At 68.3% G+C, this 17674-nt stretch carries 22 protein-coding genes and 1 tRNA gene; 10 read left to right on the forward strand and 13 right to left on the reverse strand.

Annotated features, from left to right (window positions below):
* Nucleotides 1–278: 278 nt before the first annotated feature.
* From AC07OQ_RS19790 to AC07OQ_RS19805, 4 genes are all read right to left on the reverse strand, one after another.
* Entirely contained in the window at nt 279–752 is a 474-nt protein-coding gene (locus AC07OQ_RS19790; RefSeq protein WP_495054861.1) for an Lrp/AsnC family transcriptional regulator, read from the reverse strand.
* Nucleotides 753–1107: 355 nt separating this feature from the next.
* Nucleotides 1108–2577, reverse strand: coding sequence for a P-loop ATPase, Sll1717 family (locus tag AC07OQ_RS19795; RefSeq protein WP_495054862.1), 1470 nt, complete (start codon nt 2575–2577; stop codon nt 1108–1110).
* 66 nt (nt 2578–2643) lie between these two features.
* On the reverse strand, nt 2644–2868 hold the full coding sequence (locus AC07OQ_RS19800; RefSeq protein WP_495054863.1) for a hypothetical protein: 225 nt from the start codon (nt 2866–2868) through the stop codon (nt 2644–2646).
* A 143-nt stretch (nt 2869–3011) separates the two neighbouring features.
* Nucleotides 3012–3087: transfer RNA gene (locus AC07OQ_RS19805), tRNA-Arg, on the reverse strand.
* A gap of 141 nt (nt 3088–3228) precedes the next feature.
* Here AC07OQ_RS19805 and AC07OQ_RS19810 point away from each other — a divergent pair.
* The gene (locus AC07OQ_RS19810; RefSeq protein ID WP_495054864.1) at nt 3229–3786 is read left to right on the forward strand and encodes a c-type cytochrome; all 558 of its coding nucleotides are present in this window, start codon (nt 3229–3231) and stop codon (nt 3784–3786) included.
* 275 nt (nt 3787–4061) lie between these two features.
* Here the strand turns inward: AC07OQ_RS19810 and AC07OQ_RS19815 are convergent, their stop codons facing one another.
* Genes AC07OQ_RS19815 through AC07OQ_RS19825 form a run of 3 tightly spaced genes read right to left on the reverse strand, consistent with a single transcriptional unit; the run spans nt 4062 to nt 6021 of the window.
* Entirely contained in the window at nt 4062–4586 is a 525-nt protein-coding gene (locus tag AC07OQ_RS19815) for a DUF2946 family protein (RefSeq protein ID WP_495054865.1), read from the reverse strand.
* Between the two features lie 13 nt (nt 4587–4599).
* Nucleotides 4600–5562: a YheT family hydrolase gene (locus tag AC07OQ_RS19820; RefSeq protein ID WP_495054866.1), complete on the reverse strand. Its 963-nt coding sequence runs from the start codon at nt 5560–5562 to the stop codon at nt 4600–4602.
* A 9-nt stretch (nt 5563–5571) separates the two neighbouring features.
* Nucleotides 5572–6021, reverse strand: coding sequence for a YybH family protein (locus AC07OQ_RS19825; RefSeq protein WP_495054867.1), 450 nt, complete (start codon nt 6019–6021; stop codon nt 5572–5574).
* A gap of 57 nt (nt 6022–6078) precedes the next feature.
* Here AC07OQ_RS19825 and AC07OQ_RS19830 point away from each other — a divergent pair, with 57 nt between their 5' ends.
* The 3 genes from AC07OQ_RS19830 to AC07OQ_RS19840 all read left to right on the forward strand — a co-directional run bounded on the left by AC07OQ_RS19830 (nt 6079) and on the right by AC07OQ_RS19840 (nt 7997).
* Nucleotides 6079–6726: a sigma-70 family RNA polymerase sigma factor gene (locus tag AC07OQ_RS19830; protein WP_495054868.1), complete on the forward strand. Its 648-nt coding sequence runs from the start codon at nt 6079–6081 to the stop codon at nt 6724–6726.
* Nucleotides 6726–7397: an anti-sigma factor gene (locus AC07OQ_RS19835; protein ID WP_495054869.1), complete on the forward strand. Its 672-nt coding sequence runs from the start codon at nt 6726–6728 to the stop codon at nt 7395–7397. Before AC07OQ_RS19830 ends, AC07OQ_RS19835 begins: the two co-directional genes overlap by 1 nt.
* A gap of 66 nt (nt 7398–7463) precedes the next feature.
* A complete protein-coding gene (locus AC07OQ_RS19840) occupies nt 7464–7997 on the forward strand; it encodes a DUF3455 domain-containing protein (protein ID WP_495054870.1) in 534 nt (177 codons plus the stop codon).
* Nucleotides 7998–8009: 12 nt separating this feature from the next.
* Here AC07OQ_RS19840 and AC07OQ_RS19845 read toward each other — a convergent pair whose 3' ends face one another.
* The gene (locus tag AC07OQ_RS19845; RefSeq protein WP_495054871.1) at nt 8010–8303 is read right to left on the reverse strand and encodes a GYD domain-containing protein; all 294 of its coding nucleotides are present in this window, start codon (nt 8301–8303) and stop codon (nt 8010–8012) included.
* A 197-nt stretch (nt 8304–8500) separates the two neighbouring features.
* Here AC07OQ_RS19845 and AC07OQ_RS19850 point away from each other — a divergent pair, with 197 nt between their 5' ends.
* Genes AC07OQ_RS19850 through AC07OQ_RS19860 form a run of 3 tightly spaced genes read left to right on the forward strand, consistent with a single transcriptional unit; the run spans nt 8501 to nt 10770 of the window.
* Nucleotides 8501–9103: a DUF1326 domain-containing protein gene (locus AC07OQ_RS19850; RefSeq protein ID WP_495054872.1), complete on the forward strand. Its 603-nt coding sequence runs from the start codon at nt 8501–8503 to the stop codon at nt 9101–9103.
* A 12-nt stretch (nt 9104–9115) separates the two neighbouring features.
* A complete protein-coding gene (locus AC07OQ_RS19855; protein ID WP_495054873.1) occupies nt 9116–9904 on the forward strand; it encodes a DUF2182 domain-containing protein in 789 nt (262 codons plus the stop codon).
* Nucleotides 9901–10770 carry an EamA family transporter gene (locus AC07OQ_RS19860; protein ID WP_495054874.1) on the forward strand — a complete coding sequence of 290 codons (870 nt, stop codon included), beginning with the start codon at nt 9901–9903 and terminating at the stop codon, nt 10768–10770. The genes AC07OQ_RS19855 and AC07OQ_RS19860 overlap by 4 nt, the downstream gene beginning before the upstream one ends.
* A gap of 90 nt (nt 10771–10860) precedes the next feature.
* Here AC07OQ_RS19860 and AC07OQ_RS19865 read toward each other — a convergent pair whose 3' ends face one another.
* Both AC07OQ_RS19865 and AC07OQ_RS19870 read right to left on the reverse strand, forming a co-directional pair.
* Nucleotides 10861–11070 (reverse strand): zinc-finger domain-containing protein, encoded by a 210-nt coding sequence (locus AC07OQ_RS19865; protein ID WP_495054875.1) that lies wholly within the window; start codon nt 11068–11070, stop codon nt 10861–10863.
* Nucleotides 11071–11085: 15 nt separating this feature from the next.
* The gene (locus AC07OQ_RS19870) at nt 11086–12009 is read right to left on the reverse strand and encodes a branched-chain amino acid transaminase (RefSeq protein ID WP_495054876.1); all 924 of its coding nucleotides are present in this window, start codon (nt 12007–12009) and stop codon (nt 11086–11088) included.
* A gap of 222 nt (nt 12010–12231) precedes the next feature.
* Between AC07OQ_RS19870 and AC07OQ_RS19875 the strand changes: the two genes are divergently transcribed.
* A complete protein-coding gene (locus tag AC07OQ_RS19875) occupies nt 12232–12813 on the forward strand; it encodes an FxDxF family PEP-CTERM protein (RefSeq protein ID WP_495054877.1) in 582 nt (193 codons plus the stop codon).
* Between the two features lie 29 nt (nt 12814–12842).
* Here the strand turns inward: AC07OQ_RS19875 and AC07OQ_RS19880 are convergent, their stop codons facing one another.
* Both AC07OQ_RS19880 and AC07OQ_RS19885 read right to left on the reverse strand, forming a co-directional pair.
* On the reverse strand, nt 12843–14219 hold the full coding sequence (locus AC07OQ_RS19880; RefSeq protein WP_495054878.1) for a sensor histidine kinase: 1377 nt from the start codon (nt 14217–14219) through the stop codon (nt 12843–12845).
* Complete coding sequence (locus tag AC07OQ_RS19885) at nt 14206–14886, reverse strand: response regulator (protein WP_495054879.1); 681 nt, start codon at nt 14884–14886, stop codon at nt 14206–14208. The genes AC07OQ_RS19880 and AC07OQ_RS19885 overlap by 14 nt, the downstream gene beginning before the upstream one ends.
* A 331-nt stretch (nt 14887–15217) precedes the next feature.
* On the opposite strand from AC07OQ_RS19885, the gene AC07OQ_RS19890 reads away from it, so the two are divergent.
* Both AC07OQ_RS19890 and AC07OQ_RS19895 read left to right on the forward strand, forming a co-directional pair.
* On the forward strand, nt 15218–15691 hold the full coding sequence (locus AC07OQ_RS19890; RefSeq protein ID WP_495054880.1) for a RidA family protein: 474 nt from the start codon (nt 15218–15220) through the stop codon (nt 15689–15691).
* 32 nt (nt 15692–15723) lie between these two features.
* Nucleotides 15724–17253 (forward strand): aminotransferase class V-fold PLP-dependent enzyme, encoded by a 1530-nt coding sequence (locus AC07OQ_RS19895; protein ID WP_495054881.1) that lies wholly within the window; start codon nt 15724–15726, stop codon nt 17251–17253.
* 19 nt (nt 17254–17272) lie between these two features.
* Here AC07OQ_RS19895 and AC07OQ_RS19900 read toward each other — a convergent pair whose 3' ends face one another.
* Entirely contained in the window at nt 17273–17662 is a 390-nt protein-coding gene (locus AC07OQ_RS19900; RefSeq protein ID WP_495054882.1) for a hypothetical protein, read from the reverse strand.
* Nucleotides 17663–17674 lie beyond the last annotated feature (12 nt).

Genomic DNA, 17674 nt, shown 5'->3' on the forward strand with positions numbered 1-17674 from the left:
GGACTATGCGCACCTGGCGCCCATCAAGCGCCAGTCGGCCTCGCTGTTCGTCGGACAGCCGGTGTCCCTGCAGTAAGAAGCGCCGCAGTTGGCGCCCGGTCGAGCCCGCCGTGCTCGACCGGGTCGCCGCCGGTTCACGAAGGAGCGCCCAGCCGCTGAGCTTGGGGTCGGGCGCTGCCGCGGTGCAGACCTGTCGAGCGCAAGGGCTGGATGGCTCATCCGCCCGCCAATGTGCCTGCCGCCGGCTCGAAAAAAGCCAGGCCCGCTCCACGCCGGACTCATGCCGCCAGGTTGACGGGCACGACGGCATCCTTCAGGACACTGCGCAGCACGAAGCTGCTGTGCACGCCGGAAACGCCGGGAATGCGAGTCAGATGACCGAGCAACAACGCCTGGTAATGATCCATGTCTCGCACGGCGACCTTGAGCTGATAGTCCGCCTCCTGGCCCGTGATGAGCAGGCATTCCAGAACCTCGGGCAACAGGCTTACCGCGGCTTCGAAGCCGGCGAAGCGCTCGGTCGTGTGCACGTCCATCGAGACATGGACCAGCGCTGTCAGCGTCAGTCCCAGCTTCTTGGCATCGACCGTCGCCCGATAGCCCGTGATCAGCCCCGCATCCTCCAGGGCTCGCACGCGGCGCAGGCAGGGCGAGGGGGACAGCCCGATACGGTCGGCCAGCTCCTGGTTGTTGATGCGGCCTTGCCGTTGCAGGATTTCAAGAATCTGCCGGTCGAACTTGTCGATGCTCAAGCGAATTCCATTGAGTTTCCATGATTTGGCAGATTATTGCGCAAATAGCATTTGCACGGCCATTTTCGCAATCATCTGCCAAGCCCGCCTATCTACACTGACTGCATCGAGTTACCGATTCGGGCAGCGCCGGGCCACAAGCCTCTTCCCGCGTATCGCCGCCTCAAAAAGGCAAGGCCGATGCGCAACCAAGACCCCAAGTGCATCCGCATGCCTTGGGGTTTCGCTTTTTTGGGGTGGCTGCCCCTGGGTAGGGCGGGGCTTCGTGGTGACAGTCGAGGGCTTGCTTTCCAAAGCGTCATAGCCCGGAGGGGGCGGCCCAGATAGAAGTCTGCTCTTTGTCAATCGGCCAGACCTAACGCTGTGGGCGCTGTGGGACGTTCTTTAGCTTCAGTACATCGCGGAACACGGGGTGGATCTCCCAAGAGAAGCCTTGATCGGCGTTGTTCCTTGCGTTCAGCAGCGCCGGATTGTCGGCATAGGACAAGTGCTCGTACTTGCCGCCTGGAAGATCACGACGGGCTGTGAGGAAGCCAATCTGAAAAAGAAAGTGAGCAACTTCCATTGCGGAAGCCTGCCCAATGACGCCGGCAATTTTCGGATGGACCGCCTGCAGTACCCGATTGTTCAGAGCAGTCATTAGGTCACTGGTAGCGAACCATTCCGGTTCACCAACAAATGCGGTCAGGAGTTCTTCAATCTCTGGACATTGCGCCCGGAATTCGGCCACCGTGTCCTGAACTCTTCTGCCGCCAAACGCCGGAAGAACTCCGGTGATGTCGTCCTTGTTTATGTGCTCTCTACGAGCGGTAGCCGCACCCGCTGCGGCGTGCTTGCATAGTTCAACCATCCACCTTGGCCGTCGCCGGGACAGGGTGTGAAGGATCGTTGTGGGGGGGCGCACCTGATCGCCCCAAGGCATGGGGTCGTCGAATGCAAGCGCGATCAATTGACGGCTCCGCTTATCCAGCGTCACGTTCAACGTCTTTCGGACCCTGGGCCACGCCCCCGTGCGAACCAGATGTGCCTCAATCCGCTTAGCAATGACCTCGTAGTAGTCGTCCAATGACCAAGATAGCGACTTCACGTACTGCTCAACATGGGAAAGCGTCTCGTGATTCTGCTTGATCGTCGCCCAGACATTCGGCCGAACCGTCAACCGGAACCGGAACTCCGGGATTAAGTTCGCGATCTGCCGGCACGCACTAAATGCCGATGCCACCTTGGCACGCTGCACGGGGGTGTTCTCAAAGTTGTTGTCTAGGTCGTCGATGAGCATCCAGACCTCGGAGCCCTTCTCTGACCATCTCTTCAGCGTCTGTTCTGGATTGACAGTGCTTTGCCTCGTTCGCTCCAGCGGCACTGCTGATGTCTTTAAACGATCCACAACTGAAGACACGAACGACCTCTGCTTGTAGCCGTTCAATTCGGCGGTCTCGACGAGCGAAATTGCGTCGTCACTGAACGCTAGCTCGATGGACGCACCGATTTCGTTTGCGGCAAGTCGCAGCATGTTCACTTTCCACGCGCGAACCCAGCGATCAAAGTCCGCAACTTCGAGTTCCGGTGAAATGGAAGACGCAGGTATACGGATGATCACTGGCGTCGTCGTGCGCTTCCGAAGCTCCAAATTGACGAGGCGGAGTAGCGCAGATTTACCTTCGCCCTTGTAGGCCCGGATTACGGCAAGAGGACTATCGGGATCAAGAAAGTCGGCGACTTCAGGGCGCTTGACGGCGTAGCTGGAAAAGATGTCCTCAAGCTCGTCCTCTGCGGCTTCGTTGCCAAACAGGTGCCTGTCTGAAAAGTCGATCAGCGCCATCATCGCCCCCTCGTGTTTTAGGTCAGTCTACGATGCCCCGAGGGGCTGCGACATACGAAGCAACCTTGCTTAACGCTTAGTTCGCGCAGACAGCCAGAAGAACCCGAGGACGGCCACCAGCGCCGGCCAATAGTGGTAGGGGCGCTTGGCGGGATCGCTGTAGATGACGACTGCCAATCCAGTGCAGCCAAGGAGCATTGCGATAGGCAGGAGCAGCCAAACGGCTGCACCCACGATGAAGGCGCCACCGAGCGCCAGCGGGATCAGGGCGAGGAAGATCAGGACTTCAAACATCGCGCTCCTTCGTCGTTGAAAAGGTGCGGATGCTATGACCGGCCAGGGCTGCGGAGGGTCAGTTCGTGCCCCCCGGTTTTCCTACTTTTTTCCTACGGCCAAGAAAAAAGCACCTAGAGAACTCTCTAAGTGCTTGATCTGATTGGCGCGCCCGGCTGGGATCGAACCAGCAACCCCTGCCTTCGGAGGGCAGTACTCTATCCATTGAGCTACGGGCGCAGCGCGGCGCATTCTAGCAGTGCGGCGTTGCGCGGCCGCCCAAGCGGCCGGTGGGGCGCAGATATAATTCTGTGGTTTTGCTGTCCGCTGAGTCAGCGGACAGGGTGCATTCCATCCATTGCCGACGCCAACGAGGAATAAATGAGCGCTACCCAAGATCACGGGCACGACCACCACAGCGCGCACGCCGATGCGCATGAGGGGCCGATCAAGACGCCCAAGCAGCTGATCTGGGCCGTGTTCTTCGCGTTCGTCATTCCCATCGTCGTGATCATCCTGCTGGCCAATTACGTGACGGCGGCGAGCAAGCCCGGCGCGGGCAGCGATGGCATGAGCGAGCAGGCGGTGGCCGCGCGCATCCGCCCGGTGGGCAGCATCGAGATCAAGGACCTGTCCGATCCCAGCGCGATGAAGACGGGCGAGCAGGTGTTCCAGGCCCAGTGCGCGGCCTGCCACACCACCGGCGCCGCCGGCGCCCCGAAGCTGGCCGACGCGGCCGCCTGGGCCCCGCGCGTCAAGACCGGCTTCGACACGCTGCTGAGCTCGGCCCTGAAGGGCAAGGGCAATATGGGCGCCCAGGGCGGTGGCGACTTCACCGACTTCGAAATCTCCCGCGCCGTGGTCTATCTGGCCAACCAGGGCGGCGCCAAGTTCGACGAGCCCAAGGCTCCGGCGCCTGCCGCCTCGGCCGCGCAGTAAGCGCTCCGCGCCTCCAAGGAGCCGACCCGCGGGGTCGGTTTTTTTGCGCCAGATGCCGGGGCGCCGCTGCGCTCGCCGCCATGGCGGCATGGCAGTCGCCATGTCCGGCCATGTCCGGGAGCGATGGGCCTCGTGCCGACCACCCTGCCGGCGCATGCGCAGCGGACGGTGCCGATCTGGCGGGCCTGCACCGCCGCCGTGGCTGTGCCGCCCCTTACGTGCATGTCGACGCAGGCCGATCCGCAGCGGCCCGGGTAGGCGCCGCGGCCGCCGTATCAGGCTTCCGGTGCGGCGATCACGCCATGACGTGTCAGCAACTCGGCATGGGTGGCCGTCTGCGGTTGCCACATGCCGGCCTCCACCATCTCGGCCGCCAGGCCCATGTCCAGGCTGTGCACGAGGCCCAGCCCGAGGTCGGTCGTGAGATAGAGCCGGTCGCGCTCGTCCAGCCAGGCGCGCTCGGGCCGCGCCGCGCGGCCGGTGTGGCTGCTCAGCTGCAGCGCCGCCATGCTGCCGGACAGGCGCCAGACCCAGGGCGCGGCCTCCAGCTGCACATAGACGCGCTGCGGACCGTTCTGGAAGAACCAGGCGCCGCGCTCGTCGGCGGCATAGTTGCGCTCGATGAAGCCGATCAGCTTGTCATGCGTGATGCGGCTGCCCTTGACCTGGGGGAAGGGGCCGGCGGCCTGGATGCGTTCGTCACGCATATACCAGTCGCCGCGCGCGTCCAGCGCCAGCCAGCCGTAGCAGTGCGGCACGTTGGGCCATTTCTTCAGCGCGGCTTGAACGATCGCATCCATGGCCCAGTGTCGCTCAGAGTGCCTGCGCCAGCCAGTTGCACACCTGCGTCGGCATCGTGGTGACGCGCGCCGGCGGGCGGCCGTGCGGGAAGCCCACGTGGCCGCCCTGGGCCGGCTGCCACAGCGTCACGTGGCGGCCGGCATCCTCCGGGCGCGGCAGGCAGGCGGCCGGCACGAAGGGGTCGTTGCGGGCGTTCAGCGCCAGCGCCGGGATGCGGATGCGCCGCAGATGCGGCTTGGCGGAGGCGCGCGCCCAGTAGTCCTCGGTGTTGCGGAAGCCGTGCAGCGGCGCGGTGAAGAGGTTGTCGAATTCATAGAGATCGCGCGCCTGGGCCAGGCGCTCGCCATCGAACAGGCCGGGATGCTGCTGCAGCTTGCGCAGCGCCTTGGGCACCATGGTGCGCAGGAACATGCGGGTGTAGACCAGCCGGTTGAAGCCCTGGCCGATGGCATGGCCGGCCGCGGCCAGGTCCAGCGGCGAGCAGATGGCGCAGACGGCGCGCGCCGTCGCGCCGGCGCTGTGCTCGGCCTCCTCGGCCCAGCGCAGCAGGGCATTGCCGCCCAAGGACACGCCGGCGGCGAGCAGCGGCCCGCCATGCTGGGCCTTGAAGCGCTCCAGGATCCAGCCGATCTCCTCGTAGTCGCCCGAATGGTAGGCGCGCGGCGCCAGGTTCAGCTCGCCCGAGCAGCCGCGGAAATGCGGCAGCGCGAAGGCCCAGCCGAGCTGGCGCGCCACCCCGGCGAAGGCCTGCACATACTGGCTTTCGGAGCTGCCCTCCAGGCCGTGGAACAGCACCAGCAGGGGCTGCCCGGGCAGCGCGTCGAGCCGGTCGACGTCGATGAAGTCGCCGTCGGGCGTGGTCCAGCGCTCGCGCCGGAACACCGGCGCGCTGCCCTCGTAGCGGCGCGCATAGAGCGCCGGCCAAATGGTCTGCGCGTGGCCGCCCGGCAGCCACAGCGGGGCGCGGTACTGCATCGCCCGCCCTCAGTGCAGGGTGGCCGGTTCCTCGACCACCTCCTGGATGTCGTGCGCGGTGCCGGGGCTGGCATGGTGCAGCACCATGCGCCAGCCCAGCGCCGTCTTCAGGTACACGTTGGTGGCAATCACCCAGGCGCTCTGCTGACCCTCCGGGCCCTGCACCTGGACGCGCTCCAGCACCTGGTGGACGGCGGTCTCGCCGCTGTGCAGGCGCCGCACCCGTTCCGGGTGGACGGCGATCGCGCCCTGGCCGAACATGCTCTCGAAGGCGGCGCGGATCGCGCCGAAGCCGACGATGCGCGGCCCGCCGGGATGCACGCAGGAGATCTCGTCCTCGTCCGCCCAGACGGCCATCAGGCGCTCCAGGTCGGCGCCTTGCAGCGATTCGTAGAACTGGGCTTCGGTGTCCTCCGGCGAGGCGAGCAGGGCGGCGGTCTGGGCTTTCGGGCGGTGCATGTCAGGGATTGTAGGGAGGGCGCATCCGAACCGCATGTCGGCGCGTAAGAATGGGCCATGAGCAGCAGCCCCAGCGCCCCCGGCCAGGACCTGGCCACCCTGCTGTCCCGCGTCGCCCTGGGCGACCGGGCGGCCTTCGAAGCCCTCTACCGCGCCACCAGCGCCCAGCTGTTCGGGGTGGTGCTGCGCATCAACCGGGACCGCGGCCAGGCCGAGGAGGTGCTGCAGGAGGTCTATGTCAAGGTCTGGCGCGCCGCCGCCGATTTCGATCTCGGCCGGGCTCAGCCGCTGACCTGGCTGACCAGCGTGGCGCGCAACCGCGCGATCGACAGCCTGCGCCGCCGCGCCGCCGAGCCGGCCACGGTGAGCCGCTTCCAGGGCGACGACGAGGGCGGTGTCGATGGCGGCGAGCGCGACCTGCTGGAGGCCCTGCCGGACGGCCGGGCCGGCCCGCTCGAGCTGCTGGACGCGGCCAGCCAGGCGCAGCGCCTGCAGCGCTGCATGCAGGGCCTGAGCGGCGAGCAGCGTTCCAGCCTGGCCCTGGCCTACTACCAGGGGCTCTCGCATGCCGAGGTGGCCGAGCATCTGGCCCAGCCGCTGGGCACGGTGAAGAGCTGGGTGCGGCGCGGGCTGCAGAGCCTGCGCGCCTGTCTGGACCGGGCCGCCGGCCGGATGGGCGCGGATGCCGGTGGGAGGGCTGCCTGATGGACTACGGCCGCCCCGAACTGGCCGAGAAACTGGCCGCCGAATATGCGCTGGGCACGCTGCGCGGCGGCGCGCGCCGGCGCTTCGAGCGCCTGTTGCCCGCCCATCCGGGGCTGCTGCGCGCGCTGCAGGACTGGCAGCAGCGCCTGCAGCCGCTGGCCGCGCCGGTGCAACCGGTGGAACCGCCCGCGCGGGTCTGGAGCGCCGTGCAGCGGCGCCTGTTCGGCGCGCCGCTGCCCTGGTGGCGGCGCCTGGGCCTGTGGCAGGGCGTGGCCGGCAGCGCCAGCGCGGGTGCCCTGGCGCTGGCCCTGCTGCTGATGCAGCCGATCCCGGTGCAGCCGCCGCTGGTGATCGTGCTGAACACCACCGAGGCCGGCGCCGGCATCCTGAAGGCCGGCTTCGTCGCCAGCGTCAGCGCCGATGGCGGCGCCCTGGTGCTGAAACCGCTGGGCGTGCTGAGCCTGGAACAGGGCCGGGCGCTGGAACTCTGGGCGGTGCCGGTTCGGGGCGCACCGCGCTCGCTGGGCCTGGTGTCCGGCGCGGCCACCACCACGGTGCTGCGCCAGCGGCTGCTGACGAACACCGCGGCCTTCGCGTTGAGCCTGGAGCCGGCCGGCGGCTCGCCCACCGGGGCGCCCACCGGGCCGATCGTGTCGGCCGGAACCATCTAGCTGCATCCGTTGCTCGGGGATCTGCGTAAGAGGCTGCACCTCTCACCAACCCTTGAGGAGCCTGCGATGACGAAGTCTCTGGTTTTGCTGCTGCCCATGGCCCTGCTGGGCGCCTGCATGTCGGCCCCGAAGATGGCCGCCGTCGACAACGCCGCCCTGCCCGAGGCGGTGCGCGCGCCGATGGGCGCGAGGCAGACGATGTGGACCGTCGGCGTGGGCGAAATCACCTATGAATGCCGCGCCAGGAAGGACATGGCCGACCGGTACGAATGGGCCTTCGTCGCCCCGGCGGCGCAGCTGAGGAACGCCGCCGGCCAGGTGGTAGGCAAGTATTACGGCGGCCCGACCTGGGAGGCCGCCGATGGCTCCAGGGTCAGCGGCAAGCAGCTGGCGGTGGCACCGGCGGGCGCCGGCAACATCCCGCTGCAACTGGTCAAGGCCGATCCCGCGATGGGAGCCGGTGCGATGCAGGGCGTCAGCCATATCCAGCGCCTGAAGACCCAGGGCGGGGTGGCGCCGGCCGCGCCCTGCGGCGGAGCCAACCAGGGCGAGCGCCGCCAAGTGGCCTACCAGGCCGACTATGTGTTCTACGGCATGTGATCGGACCGGGACTCAGGGCAGCTTGGCCAGGATCTTGTCCATCTCGGCGGCGCTGAAGGCGCGCAGCGACCTGGAGCGCACATTGCCCTGCTTGGCGATGCTGAGGCTGAAGGCCGTCAGCGCCTGCTCGTCCTGGGCTTCCAGCACGCAGACCAGATCGCATTCGCCCAGGGTCCAGTAGACCTCGCGCATATTCACGCCGAACTTGCCCGCCATCTCCTTGGCGGCGGCGGCGCGCTGGGTCGTGCCCTTGATCTCCTGCAGGCCCTTGTCCGTGAAGCTCATCAAACCGATATAGGTGACCATCGTGAGACTCCTGTACGGGGGCGCAAACCGGAGCGGGTGCGCTGCCCCCGAGCGCGGCCCACCCGCCGTGATGGCGGGGGCGGTCATCCTACGCCGCTGCTTTGCAAAGGCAAGGCCATGTCCGGCACTGGCCGCCGCCGCCGCCCGGACGTACCATCCTTGCCCTCGCTGACCGTTCCATCGCAATGGAGGCATCTATGGCTTATCACCTCGAAGGACGCTTGCTGGAGGTCTGCAACTGCAAGGTGTTGTGCCCTTGCTGGATCGGCGAGGATCCCGACTTCGGCACCTGCGACACCATCGTCGCCTGGCGCATCGACAAGGGCACGGTCGAGGGTACCGATGTCGCGGACCTGACGATCGCCGCGGTGGCCCATGTGCCGGGCAATATCCTGCAGGGCAACTGGACGGCGGCGATCTTCGTCGACGACCGCGCCACGGCGGCCCAGGAGGCGGCGCTGCTGAAGGTCTACACCGGCCAGGCGGGCGGCCCGGTGGCCGATCTGGCCAAGCTGATCGGCACCGTGGTCTCGGTGGAGCGCGCGCCGATCCGCTTCGATGTGCAGGGCGGCAGCGGCACGCTGGAGATCGGCAGCGACTACTACGCCGAGCTGGAGCCCTATCTGGGCGCCACCGGCGGCAAGACCACGCTGTCCGACACGGTGTTCTCGACCGTGCCCGGCGCGCCGGTCTTCGTCGGCAAGTCGCCGCGCTACCGCTCCAAGAACCCGGCCCTGGGCATCGACCTCGACATCAAGGGCCATAACGCGCTGCAAAGCATCTTTGTCTTCGACGCCTGAGCCGCGCCGGCCATGCCGCGGGCGAGTTCATCCCTGCACCGCCGCCTCTTTGCGCCGCTGCTGATCGCGCTGGCCGCCCTGGCCTGGGCGCTGCTGTGGGCCTGGAGCCTGAGTCCCTATGCCCGCTATCTGGAGCATGGCGGCCTGGACGCGGGGCCGGCGGCGGCGCTGTGCCGGACCCTGCCGGGCGGCGCCTGGTGGCTGCCGCCGGCGCTCTCGGCCCTGGCCTGGCTGCTGATGCTGGTGGCGATGATGCTGCCCACCACCCTGCCGCTGTTCGAGGCCCTGGCGCGGCTGGCGGCGCAGCGCGTCGACCGCGGCCGCCTGCTGCTGCTCTTGGGCCTGGGCTATCTGGCGGTCTGGGCGCTGTTCGGACTGCTGGCCCATGGGCTGCAGGAGCAGTTGCTGGCCACGCCGCTGGCGCTGCGCCAGGGGCGGCTGGTCGGCGCCGCCACCCTGGCGCTGGCCGGTGCCTTCCAGTTCAGCCGGCTCAAATATCAATGCCTGGAGCAATGCCGCACGCCGCTGAGCTTTGTGATCCGCCATTGGCAGGGCCGGCGACCGCGCTGGCAGGCCTTCCGGCTGGGCGCGCATCACGGCCTGTTCTGCGTCGGCTGCTGCTGGGCCCTGATGCTCACCATGTTCGTCGTCGGCATGGGGCATCTGGGCTGGATGCTGCTGCTGGCCGTGGCGATGGCGATCGAGAAGAACGCCCCCTGGGGCCGGCGTCTCGGTGCGCCGCTGGGCCTGGCCCTGCTGCTGGGGGCGGCCTGGCTGGCGCTGAGCGGGGGCGGAGCATGAAGAGCTGGCAGCTAGTGCTGCTCAGCGCCACCGCGATGCTGGCCTTCGCCGCCAACTCCCTGCTGTGCCGCCTGGCGCTGCAGCCGCCCGCCAGCATCGACCCGGCCAGCTTCACCGGCCTGCGCCTGGCGGCGGGCAGCGCGATGCTGGCCCTGATCCTCGCGCGCCGTCCGGCGCGCGTGGCCGGCGCCGCCGCGGCGCCGGACTGGCTGGCGGCCCTGATGCTGTGGGTCTACATGGCCTGCTTCTCCTTCGCCTACCTGAGCCTGCCGGCCGGCAGCGGCGCGCTGATCCTGTTCGCCGCGGTGCAGCTGACCATGTTCGGCGCCGGCCTGCGCGCCGGCGAGCGCTTCGCGGCGGCCGGCTGGCTGGGTCTGGCCCTGGCCCTTGGCGGCCTGCTCTACCTGGTGGCGCCGGGCCTGGCCGCGCCCGCGCCGCTGGGAGCGGCCCTGATGGCGCTGGCCGGTCTGGCCTGGGGCATCTATTCGCTGCGCGGCCGGCGCGCTTCCGATGCGCTGGCGGCCACGGCCGGCAATTTCCTGCGCGCCCTGCCGCTGGGCCTGGGCTTGAGCCTGCTCGCCTGGTCGGGCTTGGGCGAGCTGCACCTGCAGGCGCGCGGCGTGCTCCTGGCCCTGGCCTCGGGGGCGCTCAGTTCGGGCCTGGGCTATGTGATCTGGTATGCCGCGCTGCCGGGGCTGACGGCGCTGCGCGCCGCCACCCTGCAGCTCTCGGTGCCGCCGCTGGCGGCCCTGGGCGGGGTGCTGCTGCTCGGCGAGGCCCTGACGCAGCGCCTGCTGCTGGCCTCGCTGGCGATCCTCGGCGGCATCGCGCTGGTGCTGCTGCAGCGCGCCCGCGCGCCGCGCTGAACCGCGGTGCTGGCTCGGCCAGGCCGCTGGTACGCGGCATGGCCCTCGTCGGGCGTCGACGCGTCCGCTGGGGCTCGTCCCGGCCCCGACTCAGTGGTGCGGGTGCAGCACCTCGCCGGCCTTCAGCTTGTAGACCGTGCCGCAGTAGGGGCACTTGCCGCCGCCCTCATGCGTCACGTCGATGAAGACCTTGGGATGGTTGCTCCACAGCGCCATCTTGGGGTTGGGGCAGGCCACCACGCCGGGGCCCTGCACGTCCTGGGCCGTCACTTCGACCACTGCTTTGACTTCGCTACTCATAAAAATTTCTCTCTCTCAGACCAGGGTCAGCCACTCGGCGTACTTGGGGTTGCGGCCGTTGACGATGTCGAAGAAGGCCGCCTGGATCTTCTCCGTGATGGGACCGCGGCTGCCGCGGCCGATCTCGATGCGATCCAGCTCGCGGATCGGCGTCACCTCGGCGGCGGTGCCGGTGAAGAAGGCTTCGTCGCTGATATAGACCTCGTCGCGCGTGATGCGCTTCTCGACCAGCTTCAGGCCCAGGTCTTGGCAGATCGCGAAGATGGTGTTGCGCGTGATGCCGTTCAGCGCGCCGGCCGACAGGTCGGGCGTGTAGACCACGCCGTTCTTGATCACGAAGATGTTCTCGCCCGCGCCCTCGGAGACGAAGCCCGAGGCGTCCAGCAGCAGGGCCTCGTCATAGCCGTCCTCGGTGGCCTCCATATTGGCCAGGATGGAGTTGGTGTAGTTCGACACCGCCTTGGCCTGGGTCATCGTGATGTTGACGTGGTGGCGGGTGTAGCTGCTGGTCTTGACGCGGATGCCGCGCTTCAGGCCTTCCTCGCCCAGATAGGCGCCCCAGGACCAGGCCGCCACCATCAGGTGGATGGTGTTGCCCTTGGGGCTGACACCCAGCTTCTCGGAGCCGATCCAGGTCAGCGGACGCAGATAGCAGCTCGAAAGCGCGTTCTCGCGCACCACCTGCTTCTGCGCCTCTTCCACCTGTTCGAGGGTGAAGGGGATCTTCATGCGCAGGATCTTGGCGCTGTTGAACAGGCGCTCGGTGTGCTCGCGCAGGCGGAAGATGGCCGTGCCCTTGTCCGTCTTGTAGGCGCGCACGCCCTCGAAGGCGCCGCAGCCGTAGTGCAGCGTGTGGGTCAGCACATGGATCTTGGCGTCGCGCCAATCGACCAGCTGGCCGTCCATCCAGATCTTGCCGTCGCGGTCTTCCATGGACATGGGAACTCCTCAATGCAGGGATAAAGCGCGGATTTTATGCAAGCCGGCCGCGCCGGGCGGCCGATGATGATCTTGTGCAGGATCTCACGCATAACTTGGAAACCCGCCGCAAGCCCCCCCGCCCACCCCCCGGCCCATGGGGGCGCCGCCGGCCGGTTCGGGCCGATTGCTCCGTAAAGTTCGGTCATCGCGGCGAGGGGCCGCTCCAACGGAACCACCACCATGAAGAAACTGCTTGCCACCGCTCTGTTTGCCGGCCTCGGTCTGGCCACCTCCGCACATGCCGCGCTGACCAGCGGCAGCGTCTCCTGCACCAGCGGCACCACCAACGTCGCCTTCATCGACTGCGCCGGCTCCTTCGTCGGCAATCTGAGCGGCTCGCTGAGCGCGGACCAGATCGCCATGCTGAACAGCAGCTTCGGCGACAAGGGCTTCAGCTACAGCTCCAGCCTGAGCTACAGCATGAGCAACGGCGCCGGCAACGGCGTGTTCAGCGACGACGGCAAGGACTTCTCGCTCAACTTCGATGCCGGCACCAAGGCGACCGGCCTGTTCGTGATCGGCCTGAAGCAGGCCAATGCCTACAGCTTCTACCTGTTCGACGGCGGCACCCAGGGCATCAACCAGCTGTCCTTCGACGTCAAGGGCGTCGTCAGCGGCCCGCAGGCCGGCGGCCTGTCGCATGCGGTCTTCCTGGGCAATGTCCAGACCGCGGCCGTGCCCGAGCCCGAGACCTACGCGCTGATGCTGGCCGGTCTGGCCGCCGTGGGCTTCGTCGCCCGCCGCCGCGCCCGCAGCGCCTGAGCGCCTGAGCGGCCGATGACCGCGGCCTGCTAAGCGCCGGCCTCGGCGATGCGAAACCGCACCGTCACGCGAAGTCCGCCTTCGCGGGCGGTGTCCAGCGCGACGCTGGCGCCATAGCGTTCGGCGATCTGCTGGACGATGGCCAGGCCGAGGCCGCAGCCTTCCGCGTCGGCATCGGGGATCCGGTAGAAGCGCGAGAACACCTTTTCGCGCTCCCGCGGCGGAATGCCGGGGCCGCTGTCCGCCACCTCCAGCACCGCGAAGTGCTCGTCGCAACGTTGCACCTCCACCCGGATGCGTCCCCGCGCCGGGGTGTAGCGGATCGCGTTGTCGACCAGGTTGGCCACCAACTCATGCAGCAGCACGCCGTGCACGCGCACCGGCGTGGCCGGCCCGCCGTCGAACGCCAGGTCGATCGACTTGGCCAGCGCCAGCGGCAACAGCTCGAAGCTGGCCTCGCGCGCCGCTTCGACGAGATCCAGCGACTCGACGCCGTGCAGCGCCATCGGATCGCTGCGCAGCAGGGCCAGCAACTGGTGCACGACGCGGGCCGTGGTCTCGGTGCCGTCGCGCAGCTCCTCGACATAGGCGCGCATGCGCGCCGGGTCCTGCTGGCCGAGCGCCAGCTCGGCCTGGGTCCGCAGCACGGCCAGCGGCGTCTTCAGCTGGTGCGTGGCATCGGCCACGAAGCGATGGTGCGCCTCGTTGACGCCGCGCTGGCGTTGCATCTGCTGATTGATCGCCTCGATCAGCGGCACCACCTCGCGCGGCACGGTACCGGTGTCCATCGGGGACAGGTCTTGCTCGTCGCGGCCGCGGATCTCGTCGCGCAGGCGGCGCAGCGGCTGCAGGCCGCGGCGCACGCCGAAGACGATCAGCGCGGCGGCGCCGCCGAGCAGCGCCAGCTGGGTCAGCGTCGCGTCGAGCATGATGCGACGCGACAGCGCTTCGCGCGCCACCCGGGTCTCGGCGACGCTGACGAGGGCGGTGGAGCAGGCGGCCACGCCCTCGACGGGGCGGCGCAGCGTCACCAGGCGCACGGGCAGGTCGCCATGCCGCGCGCGCGTGAAGACGGGCGTTGCGTCGGTGGGCGGGCTGCCGTCGGTTTCGAGCTCGGGCGTGCCGGCGATGAAGGCCGGCGGCGCCAGGCAGGACACCTTGTAGAACACGCGGTCCTGGGCCTGGACCTCCAGCATCTGCAGCGCCGCCGGCGGGATGTCGACCGCCAGCAGGCCGTCGACGGCGGCCATGCGTTCGGCGATCACCAGGGCCGAGCCCAGCAGCACGCGGTCATGGGCCTCGTCGGACTGCGCCTCGCTGCGCAGCGTCTGGATCCGCAGCGCCAGCGCCCACGGCAGGAGCAGGGGCAGCAGCCACAACAGCAGGTGGCTCCTAAGCCGTCGCATCGTCCAGCGCTTCCATCAGGTAGCCCAGCCCGCGCAGCGTGCGGATCTGCAGGGCGCCCGCGGGCAAGCGCCGGCGCAGCCGGTGCACGTAGATCTCGATCGCATCGGGCGTGATCGACTCGTCCAGCGTGCACAGGCGGCCGCACAGCGCCGACTTGCTGACGGGCCGGCCCGTGTGCGCGATCAGCACCTCCAGCACCTGGTGCTCGCGCGGCGGCAGCGCCAGCAGTTCGCCGCCCAGCCGGAAGCATTGCGCCACCGAGTCGTAGCTCAGCGGGCCGAGCGTGAACACCGCGTGCGCGCGTCCGATCCGACGCCGCCCGATCGCGCGCAGCCGGGCAATCAGTTCGGCGAGGTCGAAGGGTTTGGGCAGGTAGTCGTCGGCGCCGGCATTGAGTCCGCGCACGCGGTCGACCGTGCCACCGCTGGCCGTGAGGATCAGCACCGGCACGTCGTTGCCGCGCGCCCGTGCGCGGCGCAGCACCTCCAGCCCGTCCAGCCGCGGCAGCGCCAGATCCAGGATCACGGCGTCGTAGTCCTCGGTGACCAGCACCTGCTCGGCCTGCAGGCCATCGGCCACCGCGTCGGTGACCATGCCGGCCTCGCGCAGCGCGGCCGACAAGCTGTGTGCGAGCCTCGCACTGTCCTCGGCCAACAAGACGCGCATGAGCTCGTCAGCGGCCGATTTTGAGGCCCGGCTCGGCCACTTTTGAGGCGGTCTGGAGCGCGCTCCAGAGGGGAAGTGCTACTGGCATGCGACACAGGCTACGACGCCAACCGGACCTTCGCAATCCCATGCGCCCTCGGCGCGGCGCCTGCCGGGTTAACCCCGCCAAGGCCGCGCCGATCTGAAAGCAATCTGAAAGCTGCCCGGGAATAGCCTGTTCTCGCGCCAGCACCACCGGGCCCGAGGCCGGCAGCGCGGCCCCGCCCTCGGCGGCCGGGAGGGCCGCATTGATACGCCGGCGCGAGCGGAGCAACCCACCACAAAGGTCCATATGCGCACCCCTATTAAACGATTCCTGCTGTCGACCCCCACCGCGGCCCTGCTGGCCCTGCTGGCATTGGGCGGCTGTGCCCACCAGGCGGGCATGCCGGCCCAGGTGATCGCCACCGACAAGGCGCCGAAGGCGATCGGCCCTTATTCCCAGGCGATCAAGGTCGGTCCCACGCTGTACCTGGCCGGCCAGATCCCGATCGATCCGAAGACCAACCAGGTGGTCGTCGGCACGATCGAAGAGGAGACCACCCTGGTGCTGAACAACCTGAAGGCCGTGCTCGAGGCCAATGGCATGACGATGGCCAACGTCGTCTCGACGTCGGTGTTCATGAAGGATCTGAACGAGTTCCCGCAGATGAACACCGTCTACGGCACTTATTTCCAGCAGACACCGCCGGCCCGCGCGACGGTGCAGGTCGCGCGCCTGCCGCGCGACGTCAAGGTGGAGATCTCGGCCATCGCGGTGAAGTGACCCCTATCTGAGCCCAACAGGAGACAACGACCATGGATCCGAAGCAACTGGATGAGCAGCGTGAGCAACTGATGCGCAAGGCCCGCGAAATCGACGGCTCGCGGCGCAACTTCTTCCGCACCGTCGGTGCGGGCGGCATCGCCGCCAGCGGAGCCGGTGCACTGCTGACGCCGCTGGAGGCGATGGCCTACGGCGGTCCGTACACGACCGCCTTCGTGCTCGACGACAGCGCGCTGTTCATGAACATCGGCACGACGGGCTCGACCCCGCGCGAGGTGCTGAAGAATCTGGACAAGAACAATACCGCGGTGGCGCGCGATCCGCGGCTGAGCTTCAACACGCAGGAGATGCGCAACACCATCGCTCGCGGCTTCGGCGCCGACCCGAACGAGATCGTGATGTCCTTCAACACGACCGACGGCATGAGCAAGATCTTCGCCGGCTGCCAGTTCAACCCGGGCGACGAGATCATCTCAACCAATATGGAGCATCCGGGCGGCAACTCGCCGATGCAGATCACCGCGGACCGGCGCGGCCTGATCATCCGGCGCGTCAACCTGCCGACCGGCGACGCCTACAGCGACGCCGAGGTATTGACGCGCTTCCAGGCGCTGCGGACGAACAATACCAAGGCGATCATGTTCTCCTCGCCGCCCTTCCTGACCGGGGTGCGGCTGCCCGAGAAATTGCTGTGCCAATGGGCCGCCAGCCAGGGGCTGATATCCATCATCGACGGCGCGCATGGCCCGGGGATGCTGAACCTGAACTTTCACGACATCGGCTGCGACTTCTACGCCGGTGCCGGCCACAAATGGCAATGCGGCCCCGGGCAGACCGGCATCATGTATGTGCGCAACAACCATGCGCCGGCCGCCCCGCAGACCTACACGAAGAACGTGACCCTGGTCGGCGGCGCGGCGGCGACCTTGACGCTGCCGGGCTACAGCAACACCAACCCGCTGCCGCCCTTCTTCCCGACGGTCAGCGGCGGCTATACCGGCGTGCCGGACTCGACCCTGGCGGGTGGCGTGCGCAACCCGGCGCACAACGTGGCAGCGACCCTGATGTCGATCGGCAACCCCTCCTACCCGGCGCTGCGTGCCTTGCAGGAATGCTGCAGCATGTGGGACGCCTGGGGCCGGCAGAACATCGAGGACTACATCGTCGGCCTGGCGCAGTACCTGCGCTACCGGCTGGTGTCGATCTGGGGGCCGGCCTGCCTGGCCGCGCCCTACAACGCCAACATACCGGGTTTTGCCCGCGTCGCGCTGACCTCGTTCAACCCCTTCTCGCCCGGCTACGACTACAACGCGGTGCTGACGCCGGCGCAGGCCACGGCGCAGACGACGGCGTCGAACAATGCGGTCAACGTCCTGCGCGAGCAGTTCGGCATTGTCGTGCGCAACACCGCCGTGCCGCACACGCTGCGCGGCAGCCCGGCGATGAATGCCGCCGCCAACGCCGCCTCGCACCCGCTGCGCATCTCCACGCATCTGTTCCATCAGCGCGCCGACGTCGACAAGCTGGTCGCGGCGCTGATGCAGGTCGTGCCGCGACCCTGAGCGGGTCGCAGCGGCGACCTCAGGGCTGCGCGGCGTCCTCGGGCCTGAGCAGGCTCCAGCGCGCCACGCGGCCCGCCTCCAGCACCACCTCGACCCGGGCCTCGCCCGGGTCGCGCCATTCATAGGTCTCCGGCGCGTCGGCGACCTTCTTGCCCAGGCTCAGGGTCAGGGGCAGCACATCGACCAGCTTCATGCCCGCCCTCAGCTTGGCGTTCAGCATCACGGCGCTGTCCACATGGCCGACCGGCGAGCTGTTGGCCATGCGCATCACGCGCATCAGCCGCGTGAACTGCATCATCAGCCAGAACACCACGCCGCTGAGCGCCAGCAGCACGCCCTGCCAGCCATAGAAGACGCCGCCCAGCACGAGGGCGGCCAGGGCGAGCGCCCATCCGATCCATTGATTCATGGGCGCGAATGC

The sequence above is a fragment of the Roseateles sp. GW821-FHT09B06 genome, from assembly GCF_059418245.1.

Coding starts and splice junctions, on each gene's coding strand:
- AC07OQ_RS19870 (WP_495054876.1), bottom strand. CDS start 12,009: ATGTCCATGGAAGACCGCGACGGCAAGATCTGGATGGACGGCCAGCTG.
- AC07OQ_RS19840 (WP_495054870.1), top strand. CDS start 7,464: ATGACGAAGTCTCTGGTTTTGCTGCTGCCCATGGCCCTGCTGGGCGCC.
- AC07OQ_RS19885 (WP_495054879.1), bottom strand. CDS start 14,886: ATGCGCGTCTTGTTGGCCGAGGACAGTGCGAGGCTCGCACACAGCTTG.
- AC07OQ_RS19810 (WP_495054864.1), top strand. CDS start 3,229: ATGAGCGCTACCCAAGATCACGGGCACGACCACCACAGCGCGCACGCC.
- AC07OQ_RS19830 (WP_495054868.1), top strand. CDS start 6,079: ATGAGCAGCAGCCCCAGCGCCCCCGGCCAGGACCTGGCCACCCTGCTG.
- AC07OQ_RS19835 (WP_495054869.1), top strand. CDS start 6,726: ATGGACTACGGCCGCCCCGAACTGGCCGAGAAACTGGCCGCCGAATAT.
- AC07OQ_RS19820 (WP_495054866.1), bottom strand. CDS start 5,562: ATGCAGTACCGCGCCCCGCTGTGGCTGCCGGGCGGCCACGCGCAGACC.
- AC07OQ_RS19800 (WP_495054863.1), bottom strand. CDS start 2,868: ATGTTTGAAGTCCTGATCTTCCTCGCCCTGATCCCGCTGGCGCTCGGT.
- AC07OQ_RS19845 (WP_495054871.1), bottom strand. CDS start 8,303: ATGGTCACCTATATCGGTTTGATGAGCTTCACGGACAAGGGCCTGCAG.
- AC07OQ_RS19895 (WP_495054881.1), top strand. CDS start 15,724: ATGGATCCGAAGCAACTGGATGAGCAGCGTGAGCAACTGATGCGCAAG.
- AC07OQ_RS19850 (WP_495054872.1), top strand. CDS start 8,501: ATGGCTTATCACCTCGAAGGACGCTTGCTGGAGGTCTGCAACTGCAAG.
- AC07OQ_RS19815 (WP_495054865.1), bottom strand. CDS start 4,586: ATGGATGCGATCGTTCAAGCCGCGCTGAAGAAATGGCCCAACGTGCCG.
- AC07OQ_RS19825 (WP_495054867.1), bottom strand. CDS start 6,021: ATGCACCGCCCGAAAGCCCAGACCGCCGCCCTGCTCGCCTCGCCGGAG.
- AC07OQ_RS19890 (WP_495054880.1), top strand. CDS start 15,218: ATGCGCACCCCTATTAAACGATTCCTGCTGTCGACCCCCACCGCGGCC.
- AC07OQ_RS19855 (WP_495054873.1), top strand. CDS start 9,116: ATGCCGCGGGCGAGTTCATCCCTGCACCGCCGCCTCTTTGCGCCGCTG.
- AC07OQ_RS19865 (WP_495054875.1), bottom strand. CDS start 11,070: ATGAGTAGCGAAGTCAAAGCAGTGGTCGAAGTGACGGCCCAGGACGTG.
- AC07OQ_RS19795 (WP_495054862.1), bottom strand. CDS start 2,577: ATGATGGCGCTGATCGACTTTTCAGACAGGCACCTGTTTGGCAACGAA.
- AC07OQ_RS19900 (WP_495054882.1), bottom strand. CDS start 17,662: ATGAATCAATGGATCGGATGGGCGCTCGCCCTGGCCGCCCTCGTGCTG.
- AC07OQ_RS19860 (WP_495054874.1), top strand. CDS start 9,901: ATGAAGAGCTGGCAGCTAGTGCTGCTCAGCGCCACCGCGATGCTGGCC.
- AC07OQ_RS19875 (WP_495054877.1), top strand. CDS start 12,232: ATGAAGAAACTGCTTGCCACCGCTCTGTTTGCCGGCCTCGGTCTGGCC.
- AC07OQ_RS19880 (WP_495054878.1), bottom strand. CDS start 14,219: ATGCGACGGCTTAGGAGCCACCTGCTGTTGTGGCTGCTGCCCCTGCTC.